The sequence below is a fragment of the Yoonia sp. KMU-150 genome (genome assembly GCF_056858355.1).
In genome coordinates this window covers 1,886,783-1,900,849 of record NZ_JBXEQF010000001.1, presented here as the reverse complement: position 1 = coordinate 1,900,849, position 14,067 = coordinate 1,886,783, and the positions used below count along the sequence as shown (strand labels likewise).

17 protein-coding genes are annotated in these 14,067 nt (G+C 61.9%); 9 read left to right on the top strand and 8 right to left on the bottom strand.

What is annotated here, in order from left to right; translation table 11 throughout:
- Positions 1-228: 228 nt before the first annotated feature.
- The 7 genes from rplM (at position 229) to AC04PH_RS09340 (ending at position 5,325) form a co-directional block, all read left to right on the top strand.
- On the top strand, positions 229-726 hold the full coding sequence (rplM, locus tag AC04PH_RS09370) for a 50S ribosomal protein L13 (protein WP_483065480.1): 498 nt from the start codon (positions 229-231) through the stop codon (positions 724-726).
- Positions 726-1,226 (top strand): 30S ribosomal protein S9, encoded by a 501-nt coding sequence (gene rpsI / locus AC04PH_RS09365; protein WP_483065479.1) that lies wholly within the window; start codon positions 726-728, stop codon positions 1,224-1,226. The genes rplM and rpsI overlap by 1 nt, the downstream gene beginning before the upstream one ends.
- A gap of 205 nt (positions 1,227-1,431) precedes the next feature.
- On the top strand, positions 1,432-1,917 hold the full coding sequence (locus tag AC04PH_RS09360; protein ID WP_483065478.1) for a hypothetical protein: 486 nt from the start codon (positions 1,432-1,434) through the stop codon (positions 1,915-1,917).
- Between the two features lie 206 nt (positions 1,918-2,123).
- Positions 2,124-2,504, top strand: a complete 381-nt coding sequence (locus AC04PH_RS09355; protein ID WP_483065477.1) for a hypothetical protein — start codon at positions 2,124-2,126, stop codon at positions 2,502-2,504.
- A 75-nt stretch (positions 2,505-2,579) separates the two neighbouring features.
- On the top strand, positions 2,580-3,437 hold the full coding sequence (locus AC04PH_RS09350; RefSeq protein ID WP_483065476.1) for an ABC transporter permease: 858 nt from the start codon (positions 2,580-2,582) through the stop codon (positions 3,435-3,437).
- Entirely contained in the window at positions 3,434-4,243 is an 810-nt protein-coding gene (locus AC04PH_RS09345) for an ABC transporter permease (protein WP_483065475.1), read from the top strand. Before AC04PH_RS09350 ends, AC04PH_RS09345 begins: the two co-directional genes overlap by 4 nt.
- Positions 4,240-5,325, top strand: coding sequence for an ABC transporter ATP-binding protein (locus AC04PH_RS09340; protein ID WP_483065474.1), 1,086 nt, complete (start codon positions 4,240-4,242; stop codon positions 5,323-5,325). The genes AC04PH_RS09345 and AC04PH_RS09340 overlap by 4 nt, the downstream gene beginning before the upstream one ends.
- On the opposite strand, the gene AC04PH_RS09335 is transcribed toward AC04PH_RS09340, so the two are convergent.
- The 8 genes from AC04PH_RS09335 to mnmA form a co-directional block, all read right to left on the bottom strand.
- The gene (locus AC04PH_RS09335) at positions 5,322-5,837 is read right to left on the bottom strand and encodes an acyloxyacyl hydrolase (protein WP_483065473.1); all 516 of its coding nucleotides are present in this window, start codon (positions 5,835-5,837) and stop codon (positions 5,322-5,324) included. The two genes, AC04PH_RS09340 and AC04PH_RS09335, sit on opposite strands and share 4 nt — an antisense overlap.
- Positions 5,838-5,861: 24 nt before the next feature.
- Complete coding sequence (locus AC04PH_RS09330) at positions 5,862-6,479, bottom strand: TetR/AcrR family transcriptional regulator (RefSeq protein WP_483065472.1); 618 nt, start codon at positions 6,477-6,479, stop codon at positions 5,862-5,864.
- Positions 6,472-7,326: a polyphosphate kinase 2 gene (gene ppk2, locus AC04PH_RS09325; protein WP_483065471.1), complete on the bottom strand. Its 855-nt coding sequence runs from the start codon at positions 7,324-7,326 to the stop codon at positions 6,472-6,474. The genes AC04PH_RS09330 and ppk2 overlap by 8 nt, the downstream gene beginning before the upstream one ends.
- 52 nt (positions 7,327-7,378) lie before the next feature.
- On the bottom strand, positions 7,379-8,377 hold the full coding sequence (locus tag AC04PH_RS09320) for an alpha/beta fold hydrolase (protein WP_483065470.1): 999 nt from the start codon (positions 8,375-8,377) through the stop codon (positions 7,379-7,381).
- Positions 8,361-9,278 carry a homoserine O-acetyltransferase MetA gene (metA, locus tag AC04PH_RS09315; protein ID WP_483065469.1) on the bottom strand — a complete coding sequence of 306 codons (918 nt, stop codon included), beginning with the start codon at positions 9,276-9,278 and terminating at the stop codon, positions 8,361-8,363. The genes AC04PH_RS09320 and metA overlap by 17 nt, the downstream gene beginning before the upstream one ends.
- Positions 9,279-9,317: 39 nt before the next feature.
- Entirely contained in the window at positions 9,318-10,181 is an 864-nt protein-coding gene (locus AC04PH_RS09310) for an ATPase (RefSeq protein ID WP_483065468.1), read from the bottom strand.
- A gap of 33 nt (positions 10,182-10,214) precedes the next feature.
- Positions 10,215-11,504: an MFS transporter gene (locus AC04PH_RS09305; RefSeq protein ID WP_483065467.1), complete on the bottom strand. Its 1,290-nt coding sequence runs from the start codon at positions 11,502-11,504 to the stop codon at positions 10,215-10,217.
- A gap of 83 nt (positions 11,505-11,587) precedes the next feature.
- The gene (gene mnmA, locus AC04PH_RS09300) at positions 11,588-12,727 is read right to left on the bottom strand and encodes a tRNA 2-thiouridine(34) synthase MnmA (RefSeq protein WP_483065466.1); all 1,140 of its coding nucleotides are present in this window, start codon (positions 12,725-12,727) and stop codon (positions 11,588-11,590) included.
- 137 nt (positions 12,728-12,864) lie between these two features.
- Here mnmA and sciP point away from each other — a divergent pair, with 137 nt between their 5' ends.
- The gene (gene sciP / locus AC04PH_RS09295; protein WP_483065465.1) at positions 12,865-13,143 is read left to right on the top strand and encodes a CtrA inhibitor SciP; all 279 of its coding nucleotides are present in this window, start codon (positions 12,865-12,867) and stop codon (positions 13,141-13,143) included.
- A gap of 91 nt (positions 13,144-13,234) precedes the next feature.
- Entirely contained in the window at positions 13,235-13,948 is a 714-nt protein-coding gene (ctrA, locus tag AC04PH_RS09290) for a response regulator transcription factor CtrA (RefSeq protein ID WP_483065464.1), read from the top strand.
- Positions 13,949-14,067: the final 119 nt, after the last annotated feature.

Sequence of the window (14,067 nt, the reverse complement as noted above, 5' to 3'; positions counted from 1 at the left end):
GATTTACCCGCAAGCCTGCGATGAAAGTCCGGTCATGGCAATGCGGGGTATCCTGACCTCGCCGCATAACGTCAAACGAATGGGGTAAATTAATACCTTAATTTTAACGCATTGATATATTTATATTTTATGCTGATCGTGCCTCTTGACCGCCCCGCGCGCCCCTTTATAAGCCACCCATCCGAATGACGGGCCACCTATGGCCCCCGAACCGAATACTGGTGAGATATGAAAACCTTTTCTGCGACCCCGGCAGATATCGACAAGAAATGGATCCTGATCGACGCCGAAGGCATCGTTCTGGGCCGTTTGGCGTCGATCATCGCCATGCGCTTGCGCGGCAAGCACAAGCCCTCCTTCACGCCGTCCATGGACATGGGCGACAACGTGATCGTCATCAACGCCGAGAAAATCCAGATGACCGGCAACAAGCGTGACGAGCGTTATTACTGGCACACCGGCCACCCCGGCGGCATCAAGTCCAAGACGAAGGGCGAGATTCTCGAAGGCGCGCACCCCGAGCGTGTCGTGATGAAGGCCGTCCAGCGGATGTTACCCGGCGGTCCGCTGTCCAAGAAGCAGATGACGCACCTGCGCGTGTTTGCGGGTGCCGAGCATGGCATGGACGCACAAAAGCCAGAGGTTCTGGATGTCGCATCCATGAACGCCAAGAACACACGCATGCAGCACAAAGCCGACACGACCGGCACACCGGGGAGCGCATAATGGCCGATCAGATCAATTCGCTCGAAGAGCTGGGCGCCGCCGCTGGCGAGATGGACCTGGCCGAGGCACCTGTCGCACAACCTGAAATCGTCCGTGAACCCAAGAAGGACGAGTTCGGTCGTTCCTACGCGACCGGCAAGCGCAAGGACGCGGTCGCCCGCGTCTGGATCAAGCCGGGGTCCGGCAAGGTCACCGTGAACGGCAAGGAAATGAAGGACTACTTCGCCCGTCCCGTGCTGCAGATGATCCTGGCGCAGCCGTTTTCGGTCGCCGGTGTGTCCGGTCAGTTCGACGTGGTGGCCACCGTCAAGGGCGGCGGCCTGTCCGGTCAGGCCGGTGCGGTCAAGCACGGCGTGTCCAAGGCGCTGCAACTCTTCGATCCGTCGCTGCGCCCCGCGCTGAAAGCCGCAGGTTTCCTGACCCGCGACAGCCGCGTGGTGGAACGCAAGAAATACGGCAAGGCTAAGGCCCGCAAGAGCTTCCAGTTCTCCAAGCGTTAAGCGTCGCGAAACGATATCGGAAAAGGCGGTCCTGCGGGGCCGCCTTTTTTCGTTTGCGAAATCGGTTTTCCCCGGGATCAGCTACGGTAAGTCGTCAATAGTCACCCAGATGGGTGATGACCCGTGGCGTGGAATCACCGACCCTTTGTGCATGACAGGGACGGCGCGGATTCGTGCCGGTCCGGATTTCACGAGAGGAATTATGATGAAAAAGACAGTTTTTGCGGCAGCTCTGGCACTTTGCGCAGCCACCGGGGCAAGTGCGAACCATTATCTGCAATCAGCCGACCCGCAGGTCGTGGGTGCGATCAACGAGATGCTTCAGGTGCTCGGACAGGGGTGCAATCAGGGCAACGCGGCGGCCTGCAATTCGGCGGCGATGCTGCAGCAGCAGGCCCACCTGATGCTGTCGGCGGGCTATGACTGCCAGTTCCAGGGCAATCAGCAGGCCTGCGCCTTCTACAACCAGAACTATGCGCAACTCGAACAGGCCTATTACCAGCTGTCCAGCGTGGTGCAAAGCGGCGGCCTGATGCAGAACACCGGCGGCGGCGCCGGCATGGGAATGACCCATGCGCAACGGATGCAGCAGATCCACGACATGGGCGCGCAGAACACCGCGAATTACAACGCGCGTCAGCAGCAGATGGACCGGAGCCACCAGCAGTTTCTAGAGATGATCCGGCAGTAGCGCAAAGCGTCCGCGCGTCGCGTGTGTGAGGCGCGGACATCTGCGATGCCATGATCCGATGGGCAAATGCGATGAGGGGTCACCGGGGCCCACACTAACTTCCGGCCGAAAGAAATGAGCCGCTCTGCGCGCAAGGGGCGCTTTTCCACTTGCGCCGCGCTTTAGATTGCGCACTGCTGAAGTCATCCTGCTGACGGAGGGTCTTCATGCGTGCGATATGGGTTGCAGCTTTGGCGACGGCGGCTGCCGCGCCCGCCACGGCCGAACTACCGGACATCACCGGCCTTTACCGTGTGCCGCAGACCTATTCGGGATTTGACTGGGATTGCGAGCGGATCGGTGAGGAGGGCGGCGCCATCGCGATCACCCCGTCGCTGCTGGACGGCGTCACGCAGGATTGCGCGTTGCGCAACCCACGGGCAGGCACCAGCCCCAGCGACGTGATCTATGACGCGACCTGCCGCAGCACCGACTATGCATGGGAGCAGACGCTGACGTTTCGCCTGATCGGCGACCAGCTGACGATCATCAACCCGCTCTCAATTGACAGCGAGCTGGAACGTTGCCCCGCCTCACCGTCGTCCTGAAACGCCGCCTAGCGTTTTCCCCATTGACGATATCGGCCCCGCGGCACAATCATCGCCCTCATGGCGAAGAGCGCAATGACCGCAGATCAGAAACGCAGCATGTGGCTGATGGCACCGCCGTTCGCCTATGCGCTGTTGCTTCTGGCCGTGCCGTTGCTGGCCATCGTCCTGTTCAGCTTCTGGACGCAGGATTTCATCACCGTCGACACGACGTTCACCCTGAACAACTACCGCGAGATCGCAGAAAAGCCGATCTATCTGGCACTTCTGCAGCGGTCGCTGTTCGTCTCCGGTGTGGTCACGGTGGTGACGGTCATTCTGGCCTATCCGGTGGCCTACTTCGTGTCGTTCCACGTGCATCCCAGCCGCAAGTCGATCTGGCTGTTCCTCATCACGATTCCCTTCTGGACCAGCTACCTGATCCGGGTGTTTCTGTGGAAGGTCATCCTCGGCTACAACGGCGTCATCAACACGGGCCTTACGCAGGCGGGGATCATCGACGAGCCGCTGACCTTTATCCTTTACAACGTGAACGCGGTGATCATCACGCTGGCCCATGCCTTCGCACCCTTCGCGATCCTGCCGATCTTCGTCGCACTCGAAAAGATCGACCGGTCGCTGCTGGAGGCATCGCAGGACCTTGGCGAAGGCAAGCTGACGACATTCTTCCGCGTGACGCTGCCGCTGTCGGTGCCGGGGGTCGTGGCGGCGGTGCTGATCGTCTTCATACCCACCATCGGCGACTATGTGACGCCTGAACTGATGGGCGGCGCGGGCGGCAAGTTGATCGCCAACATGATCCAGACGCAGTTTCTGGCATTGAACAACGCGCCGCTGGGGGCAGCACTTGCCATCGTCGCGATGGTCTCGGTCTCGGCCATCAGTCTGCTGTTCGTGTTCCTGAACCGGCGCTGGCTGCGGGGGCGGTCATGAAGGGGCGCGGGCTGAAATTCTACGCCATCGCGTATCTGATTTTCCTTTACGCCCCAATCGCTTTGCTGCCGATCTTCGCGTTCAACGACGCCACGATCATCGCCTTTCCGCTGACCGGCTTCACGACCGACTGGTTCGGAGAACTGATGACGACAAAGGCGCTGCACACGGCCGTGAAGAACTCGCTCTTTATCGCGCTCACGACGGCGGCACTGTCGACCTGCCTTGGCATCTGCGCCGCGCGTGCGGGTGCGATGCCGCATTTCCGGTTCAAGGCCGGAATCATGGGCTTCGTGATGCTGCCGCTGGTGCTGCCCGAAATCATCGTGGCGGTGTCGCTGCTGGTCGTGGCGGTGCAGATCCTCGGCCTGGGCCTGTCGAACTGGACGATCATCGCCGCACACGTGCTGATCTGCACGCCGTTCTCCATCGCGATCCTCAACGGCGCGTTCCAGAACCTCGATCCGGCGCTGGAGGAAGCCGCGCTCGATCTGGGCGAAACCCGCTGGTCGGCGTTCTGGTCGGTGATTTTCCCGCTGGTGATGCCCGGTGTCATCTCGTCCTTCCTGATCGCCTTCACGATCAGCCTGGACGAATTCATCATCGCGTTCTTCCTGACGGGTGCGAACCCGACCATGCCTGTCTATATCTGGAGTCTGCTGCGCTTTCCCGCATCGCTCCCGATCGTGATGGCGCTGGGGACGATCCTCGTGGCGCTGTCCATCCTTCTTTTGACCATTGCAGAAATCCTGCGCCGCCGTGGCATCGCCCGCGCGGGCGGCAAGGATACCGGGGGCTTTTTGTGAAACCGCTGATCGAACTGACGGGCGTGCAGAAATACTATGGCGATTACCACGCCCTGCGCGACATCGACCTGACCATCAACGAAGGCGAGTTCTTCTCGCTCCTCGGTCCGTCCGGCTGCGGCAAGACCACGCTCTTGCGCACCATCGCGGGGTTCGAGGGCGTGTCCGAAGGCACCGTGATGATTGGTGGCAGGAACATGGACGGCGTGTCCGCCAACCTGCGCCCGACCAACATGGTGTTCCAGTCCTACGCGATCTTTCCGCATCTGAGCGTGGCAGAGAACGTGGCGTTTGGCCTGCGCAAGCGGAAGGATGTGGCGAAGGCCGACAAGCCTGCCATGGTGGACGAGGCGCTGGCGATGGTCGGACTCGCTGGCTATGGCAACCGCGCCGCGCACGCGCTGTCGGGCGGGCAGCGGCAGCGCGTGGCGCTGGCCCGCGCCCTGATCCTGAAACCCAAGGTGCTGCTGCTCGACGAGCCGCTGTCCGCGCTCGACAAGAAGATGCGCGAACAGATGCAGGTCGAACTGATCCGCCTGCAACGGCATGTCGGCATCACTTTCATCCTCGTCACCCATGATCAGGAAGAGGCGCTGGTCATGTCCGACCGCATCGCCGTGATGTTCGAGGGCGAGATCGGGCAGCTTGACGATCCCGAAACGCTCTACCGCCGCCCGAAGTCGAAGCGCGTCGCGGAATTCATCGGCAAAATGAATTTCCTGTCCGCCGAGATCACCGGCACCGGCGATCCGATCACGCTGGATGTCGCCGGTCTGGGCCGCTGCGAGGTGCCGCCGGAACAGGCGCCGGGCGGCGCTGCGACAGGATCAGGAACGGTCGGTATCCGACCGGAATCGCTGGGTATTCTGTTCGAGGGGGAGACCACGGACCGGCGCGTGGCCGATGCGGTGGTGGACGAGGTCGTCTATTACGGCGACATGACATATTATGACGTCCGCATCGACGGGGTAGAGACGCCGCTGACGATTTCCATGAAAAACATGATCGGACGACCGGTGCTGGACGTCGGCGTGCGCACGCAGGTCATCTGGGACGAACGCGCGATTGTCGTCATGCCCTAGTCGAGCGGAATCGCCACCCGCAGCGCGATGGTTTCCAGCCCCGGATTGAGGTCGAGCCGGTCTGCGTTGGACCGGTGGTCATATGACACCGTGAAGGTGGCACCGCTTTCGAACTCATAGCCCACACCAAGTGCCGAGCGGAATTGCAGCGCCCCGCCCAGATCCGGACCGTCCGACGGGCGATGCACGCCGGGCATCAGCGACGCCTCGACAAAGAACGGACCGGTGTCGATGCTGTCGGAGGTCCATTTGAACCCGGCCCCGGCCCAAAGATCGCCGTCGCCTGTGAGGGACACGCCGAACGTCGGCTGGAACGGGCCGTAGGCCAGCGTCGCGTCATAGCCGAAATAGGCCTCAGGCGCGATGATCCGGGTCTGGAACTCGACCGCAGAGGCCTGAAAAGACAGGCGCTGTGTGGCGTCCTGCGTGGCGATGCAGCCGGTCTGGCAGTCGTTCAGCGCCATGTCCGTCAGGCTGGCGACGGCGAAGATGACGGCGAGTGTTCCATCCATGGCGCGGCGTTCCGTGAAAAGGGGTCAGGTGTCGGGCGCGATCAGCCCCAGCCCGCGCAGATATACGCCGATGGCGGATTCAAGCAAGTCCTCGGGCGGAAACGGGCTTTTGGTGCCGGGAGAGCCGCGCGCGAAAAGCTCCACGATTCCGTGCGACAGGGCCCAGACATGGGCCGAGAACATCTGTGGCGGCGGTCTTTTTTCTGCGGGAATATGCTGCGAAAGGGCCGTCGCCGCCGTTTCCAGCACGCCCATGGCGCGACTGGCGGCGGCGTTCAGTTCCGGTGTGCGCTGCACGGAGATACCGCTTTCAAACATGGCGATGTAGTGGCCAGGGTTCTTGTTCGCAAACGCCAGATAGGCACGACCGGTGGCATAAAATGCCTCCAGCGCCGAGGGTTGGCCGTCGTCGTAGGCATGCAACATCAGGTCGCCAAAGCTGCGGTAACCCTGCAATGCCGCCTCGGCGATCAGGTCCTCGCGGCCTTCGAAGTGGCGATAGACGGCCGCCGGGGTCACGCCAGCCACGCGCGCGGCCTCTGACAGGGTGAACCCGGTCGGGCCTTTCTGTTCGATCAGTGACAGGCAGCCCGCCACCAATGCCTCTTTCAGGTTGCCGTGATGGTAACCCTGTTTAGCCATGCCAGAGGTCCACGCCACCCGCGACTTTTTCATCGACCGCGCCCAGGTCCTTACCGGGATAGTCGAGACCTTGCAGGACCGAGCGGATCGCGTTGACACGCGCGCGCTTCTTGTCATCGGAGCGCACGACAATCCACGGCTGGACATTGGTCCGGTCGAGCGTCTCTGCGATGGCATCGGTGTAGGCGTCCCAGCGCGACAGCCCCTCGACGTCGATCCAGCTGAGTTTCCATTGCTTGAGCGGATCGCGCTCGCGATCCAGAAACCGCTTGAGTTGCGTGGCGCGCCCGACGTTCAGCCAGATCTTGAACAGCTTGATCCCGTCGTCGACCAGCAGCTTTTCGAACGGGTTGACCTGATCGAACCACTTTTCGCGCTGTTCGGGGGTGCAGAAGTCGAAGACATGCTCGACCACGCCACGGTTGTACCAGCTGCGGTCAAAGAAAACCACTTCACCTTTGGTCGGCAGGTGTTTGATATACCTTTGGAAATACCATTCCCCGGCTTCGGTTTCGGTAGGTTTGGAAAGCGCCACGACGCGCGCCGCGCGGGGGTTCAGGTTTTCACGGAACCGTTTGATCGTGCCGCCTTTACCGGCCGCATCACGCCCCTCGAAGACGATGACGACCCGTTGACCGGTCTCGCGCACCCAGGACAGCATCCGCACCAGCTGCATCTGCAAGCGGTCGATCTCGGCCTCGTAGGCGTCCTTGTCCCAGCGTTTGTCATAGGGGTAATCCGGGTTGAGGATGTCCTTTTTGCCGCCGCCGGAAATGAGGTCGCGGATGTCCTGCGGTGCGTGCTCTTCGAAATAGCGGCTGATGCCGCCGTCCTGTGGCAAACTCATGACCCGGGCTCCCTTTGATCGTTGCGATCTGCAGTATGCGGGCGCACCGGTCCTAGCGCAATCCGGCGCGACCGGCGGCCCGGTCGATGGCGGCGACGGCGGCCTGCGGATCGGCGTGGTGCGGCATATGGCCGACACCGTCGAGCCGGGTCAGGTTCAGCTGCGGGATCAATTTCACCGCCTCTTCGGGATGCACATCGATCGGCACGGTTTCGTCGGCGGTGCCGTGCAGCACCTCGATCGGCAGGTCGAGTTCGGGATACCGCTGCGCCATCGCGACGACATGCGGGCGCAGGGTGTTCACCTGCCGCACGTTGGCGCGGAACGTCGTGGGCCGCACGGCGAGCGGACCACCGATATATTCCGCATAGCCGTCCGGGGCCGGTTGCGGGGCAAAGACTCCCTCGATCGCGTCATTCACCGCACTGTCGGGCGCGAAGGCAGAGATCAGAGGGATGATCACGGCACCGCCGAAGGACGACCCGTTGATGGTGTAATACTGCCCCAGGTCGCCGGGCCAGGGCATCAGCACGCCTGCAAAGGACACCACGGCGCTCGCGTTCACATCGGCCTGTGTATCAAGCCCTGTGTTGGCCCAGGCCATCGCGACGATCCCGCCGAAACTGTGGCCGACGACCACCGGATCGGTGATGCCCAGTTGCGTTGCCGCCTCGCGCAACATGGCGGCCTGCGCCATGGGGCTGTCGCCTTCGGTCGCCAGCGCGCCGGTCTCCACGCCCGGCACACGGTCGGTATAGCCCAGTCCGGGGCGGTCGAAGGCGGTGACGGTATAATCGTCGGTCAGCCGGTCCATCAGATCGAAGGTATAATCGCGCAGGTTGCCGCCTGCGCCATGCAGCAGCACCACATGCGGACCGGAGCCTTTCTGCACGTAATGCACGCGCCCGCCGGTCACATCCGCGAATTGGCCGATGGGGGGGTAGGTGGCTTCCGTCTCCTGCACGCGCTGGGAGGAGACGCAGCCGGTGAGGGCCGCGCCCGCGCCGAGTGCGACGGCGGTATAGGTCAGTGCTTTAAGTGCCAATCGCATCAAGGTCATACTTCGTCGTCTGATAAATTTCGTTGATCCAGTTACCATATAGAAGATGCGCGTGACTTCTCCACCGGTTGAGCGGTGGTTTCGTCGGGTCATCGTCGGGATAATAGTTCTGCGGCACGTTGATCGGCGTGCCCTCGGCCACGTCACGGTCATATTCCTGTTTCAGCGTGCCGTCGTCATATTCGAAATGGTTGAAGATATAGAGTGCGCGATGGCCCTGATCCTCGACCAGCGCCGGACCGGCCTCGTCAGAGGTAATGAGAGTGCGCAGGCCCGGTGCCGCGTCGATCTCTTCCTGGCGCATTTCGGTCCAGCGGCTGACGGGGATCACGCAATCATCGGAAAACCCGCGCAGATAGGGCGAGGTCGGCACGACATTGGTGTGGCGAAAGCAGCCGAAAGCCTTGGCATCCAGCAGGTGCTTTTTGACGCCGTGGAAGTAGTTGATCATCGCCATGCCGCCCCAGCAGACACCGAAGGTGGAATGCACATTGGTCTGGGTCCAGTCCATGACTTCGCGCAACTCGTCCCAATAAGTGACTTCCTCGAACGGCATATGCTCGATCGGGGCGCCGGTGATGATCAGCCCGTCGAACTTCCGATCCTTGACGTCCTGAAACGGGTGATAGAATTCGGCCATATGTTCGGCGGCGGTGTTGCGGGTCCGGTGTTCGGACATGCGGATCAGCGTCAGTTCGATCTGCAGTGGCGTCGCCCCGATGAGCCGGGCAAACTGGTTTTCCGTCTGGATTTTCTTCGGCATCAGGTTCAGCAGCGCGATCCGCAGCGGGCGGATATCCTGCCGGGCGGCGGCATCCTCGTCCAGCACCATGACGCCCTCGCGGCTGAGGACTTCGAAAGCGGGCAGGGCGGATGGCAGTTTGATCGGCATGGGGTCAGGTCCTGAGGTCAGAGGGCAGAGATAGGCGGCTCAGCCCCGCATCTCAAGTGCGTCGGCGATCATGCCGACAAAGCCCTCCTGATCGTGAACGGCGGTGACCGCATCCATCGGCACGGTAATGCCCCAGTTTTCGGCCATCGCGCGGTAGCGTGGCTGCCGGTGCGCCAGCGCCTTGGCAAAGGCCCAGCGGATGAAATCGTCCGGGTCCACCTTGTCCGGGGCCACGTTGAATTCGTCCAGATAGGCCTGCCATGTCGCAAGCAGGAACGCCGGATCGTATGACATCGGTTTCGGTTCGCGGTCGAAGCGGCGGACAAGTTCGGCGGTGTGTGCCTCCGTGCCCTCGATCCAGACCATGAGCGTCTTCGACGCAAGGTCGGTCATGATCGGGTCGTTGGGGTCATGCGCATCGACCCATTCACAGATCGACCCGCCGGTGTCGCAGATGAAATGCGGATACTGGTAAAGCCTGTTGGAACGTTCGATGAAATGCCCGGTGTCGTGCAGGGCCGCGATTTCCGACTGCTGGAACTGGTCCTGCCGCCGGGTGTATTCGTCCCACGGCAGTCCGCCCTTGTCCGGGTCGCCCGGTTTGCCTAGGTAGGACGACATCGGACGCAGATCGTTGAACGAGATGTTGGAGCCGATGTAGATACTGTCGGAGCGCAAAAGGTCGCGCAGGAACGGTACCTTCATCGCCTCTCGCTTGGCGTTGTCGGCGATCAGCTCGCCCATGTAGCGGGTGCCGATGCGGTAGTCGATGGAGTAGTGAAACCAGTCGCCGCTCTCGCGCAGCATGGACGACAGATAGGTCTTGCCCAGCCCGGACATGGCGAACAGCAGCACGCGCTTGTTGGGGGCGTTACGCCAGTCGGATGCGGTATTGTAGATCATGGACGCATGGGTAGTGCGGGACTGCGCGGAAATCTAGGCGTCTTGTGCGGCTGTCCGTCTGACCAGCACCAAAATCAGTATCGCTGCAATGAACAGAAACACCGCACCGACCATCCATGCGACAGGTGTGGTGTATATTTCAGCGACGGCCCCGGCCAGAACCAGCCCCAAAGCGGCCCCCAGCTGCTGTATCAACGATCTCAGCGACAGCATGGTCGACCGCTGACGGTCTTCGACGCAGCGATGCAGTATGCTGCTTGCCGGGGTTTCGCTGATACCGAGGACGACCGAATACAGAATGAACACCGCTACAAAGCCGGTGATGCCGCCCTGCAACGCCAATGCGATCTGAACGGCGGCCAGGCTGGCGAAGGTCACCGCCAGCGTCATGGCGTGCCGCCGTCTGAAAATCCGGCTGATGTGCGGCGACAGAAATGCGCCGAAGGCGATGGCGAAGAAGTAGCTCGCGGTCACGACACCGATGACGGTGTTCGCATAACCCGCATCCAGCATGGGCCTTGCGTGGGTCGGCCAGATCACCTCGACCGGGTTGGTCGCCATCAGAAAGAATGCCAGTGCCGCCAGCAGGAGCGAAAGGGTGGGGTGCTTCAGGGCAAGACGGCTCGCGTCCCCGATCACCGTCGGAACATTGGCGAAACCGTACTTGAGCGCCGTGACGTCCATCGGACGTGGCCCTTCGACAATGGCCACCATCGTGAAGACGAACACACCCAGCATCACGCCGAAACTTGCCACATAGGACACATCGTAGATGCTGAACCCGAGGCGCATTGCGACCCCACCCAGAATATCGGGCAGAAGCCCGCCGAGGATGGCACCGATGGCCAGCCCGACAGCATTGGCCCATTGCGCCTTGGCCAATGCGGGTTGGACATCCACATTCGGTGCCGAGGCCCGAAAGGTTTCGACGAACCACGCATCCAGCGTGCCGGACCGAAGCGCGCGTCCGAAACCGATGAAGGCAAAGGACAGCGCCAGAACATAAAAGTCGCGAGTCGAAAGAAAGAGCACGAGCGAAATCAGACTGGCGACGACCGCCATCAGAAAGACCGGCTTGCGGCCGATGCTGTCGGCAAGGCCACCGAATGGCAGTTCCATCACCATCGTTGTGAGCGAATAGACCCCGAAAAGAAGCGATATCTGGAAAAGGTCCATGCCCCGGTCGGTCAACGCAAGGGCGACGACGGCGACCGTCAGCCCCATCGCAAAGCGGTCGAGGAACTGGTGTATCTGAAACACGCGAATGTGCCGTCGCGCGGTGTCATTCAGTGCGGCGAAAGAGAACGCAATTTCGGTGGCCATGTTCGCAGCATCCCCGTTGCCGCCGCTGCGCACAATACCTCAGGCGTGCCGGGGCCTGCTTGGCGCCCGCAATCCGTCGCCTTTCAATACCCGCGCCAGATCCAGCCGCCGCCCAGCACGCGGGTGCTGTCGGGGTCGTAGAACACGCAGGCCTGTCCGGGTGACACGCCTTCTTCTGCCACCAGCAGTTCGACCTCGGCCTCAGTGTCCGAGATCGGGCGCAGCACGGCGTCTGTCGGTGGGCGGGTAGAGCGGACCTTGACCGCGATCTGGCGTTCGCCACCGGCCAGCAAACCGTCGTCGCCCAGCCAGTTGATCTCGCGCAGCGGCACCCGGCGGGTCGCCAGCATCGCTTTCGGCCCGACGATCACCTGCCGCGCCTCCACGTCCAGTTTCACGACGTAAAGCGGATCGGCCAGCCCGCCGATACCCAGCCCGCGCCGTTGTCCGACGGTGTAGTGGATCACGCCGCGGTGCTGCGCCAGGACAGTGCCGTCTACATCCACGATATCGCCCGGCTCCGCCGCTCCCGGGCGCAGCTTTTCGATCACGGCGGCATAGTTGCCGTCGGGTACGAAGCAGATGTCTTGGCTGTCGGGTTTGTCGGCGACGCCAAGTCCGAAGGTTTCGGCCAGTGCGCGGGTCTCGGCCTTGCTTTTCAAATGCCCAAGCGGAAAGCGCAGATAAGCGAGCTGCTCCGGCGTCGTCGAGAACAGGAAATAGGACTGGTCGCGCGCGGGGTCACCTGCCGTATGCAGCTCAGGCCCGTGGTCGCCCATCTTGCGCTGGATGTAGTGGCCGGTCGCCATGCAGTCGGCATCGAGGTCCCTGGCGGTTTCCAGCAAATCCTTGAATTTCACCCGCTCGTTGCAGCGGATGCAGGGCACCGGCGTGGCCCCCGCCAGATAGCTGTCGGCAAATTCGTCGATCACCGCGTCGCGGAACGTGTTTTCGTAGTCCAGCACGTAATGCGGGAACCCCATCTCTTCGGCCACGCGGCGCGCGTCGTGAATATCGCGGCCCGCACAGCACGCACCCTTCTTGGCCAGCGCCGCGCCGTGATCGTAAAGCTGCAGCGTGACACCCACGACATCATAGCCTTCGCTGGCCAGTTGGGCGGCCACGACGGAACTGTCCACACCGCCGGACATGGCGACGACGACCCGCGTTTCGGCGGGAGGTTTGGCAAAACCAAGGGAATTCAATGCAGGGTCGAGTGGCATGACGCGGTCCAGCGGCGATTGGGATCGGACCGCTATATAATAAAATTTGAAAGACTGACAATGGGCCGGTCAACCGATCGTTAAGGCTGATCTGCCAGAAATCGCTTCAGATCATCGAACCAAGAAAGAAGACAGCGATGTACCTGCGCAAGATCGACGGCCCCCGTTCCATCACCCTGCCTGACGGGACGGTCATGACCCGTGCGGACCTGCCGGACCCCAAGACGCGCCGATGGGTCGCCTCGCGCAAGGCAGCCGTCGTGCGGGCGGTGACCCACGCACTCATCACCCGGGAAGAGGCGCTGCGCATATACGCGCTGAGCGATGCGGAATTCCGGGAATGGGAAACAGCCATCGATTCGCATGGCGAAACGGCGCTGCGGGTCACCATGCTACAGCACTATAGACAACCATAGGTAGTATATGTCAGCATCTTTCCTAAAGTAACCGCTGATTAACTATTGCACGGTTAGTGTCGCTCAACCCTAGAAAGAGCGGAGAGATGTGATGCGTGTCCTACTGGTCGAAGACGACCCTACAACCTCCAAAAGCATCGAAATGATGCTCACACATGCCAATCTGAATGTGTACGCGACCGACATGGGCGAGGAGGGCGTCGATCTTGCCAGGCTCTACGACTACGATCTGATCCTGCTCGACCTGAACCTGCCCGACATGGACGGGCACGAGGTGTTGCGACAGCTGCGGCTCAGCCGGATCGACACGCCGATCCTGATCCTGACCGGCGACGACGACACCGCCAGCAAGATCAAGAGCTTCGGTTTCGGGGCCGACGACTATCTGACGAAGCCGTTTCACCGCGAGGAACTGGTCGCGCGCATTCACGCGATCATCCGGCGGTCCAAAGGCCATGCGCAATCCGTCATCAAGACCGGACAGATCGCGGTCAACCTCGACGCCAAGACGGTGGATGCGGGCGGCACGTCGGTGCATCTGACCGGCAAGGAATACCAGATGCTGGAACTGCTCAGCCTGCGCAAGGGCACCACGCTGACCAAGGAGATGTTTCTCAACCACCTTTACGGCGGCATGGACGAACCGGAACTGAAGATCATCGACGTTTTCATCTGCAAGCTGCGCAAGAAGCTGAGCGAGGCGACGCAGGGCGCAAACTACATCGAAACGGTCTGGGGGCGCGGCTATGTCCTGCGCGACCCGGAGGAAGAGGTCGCCGATGACCGCATGGTGATCGGGGCCTGACAGCATTGCACGACCACTCACGGACGATACGTGCATGACGACTGGACACGAGGGCGGGAGCGCCCGTAAAACTGCAAGGGACAGCCACCGGACCAGGGTGGCCTGATCTTCGGGGAACA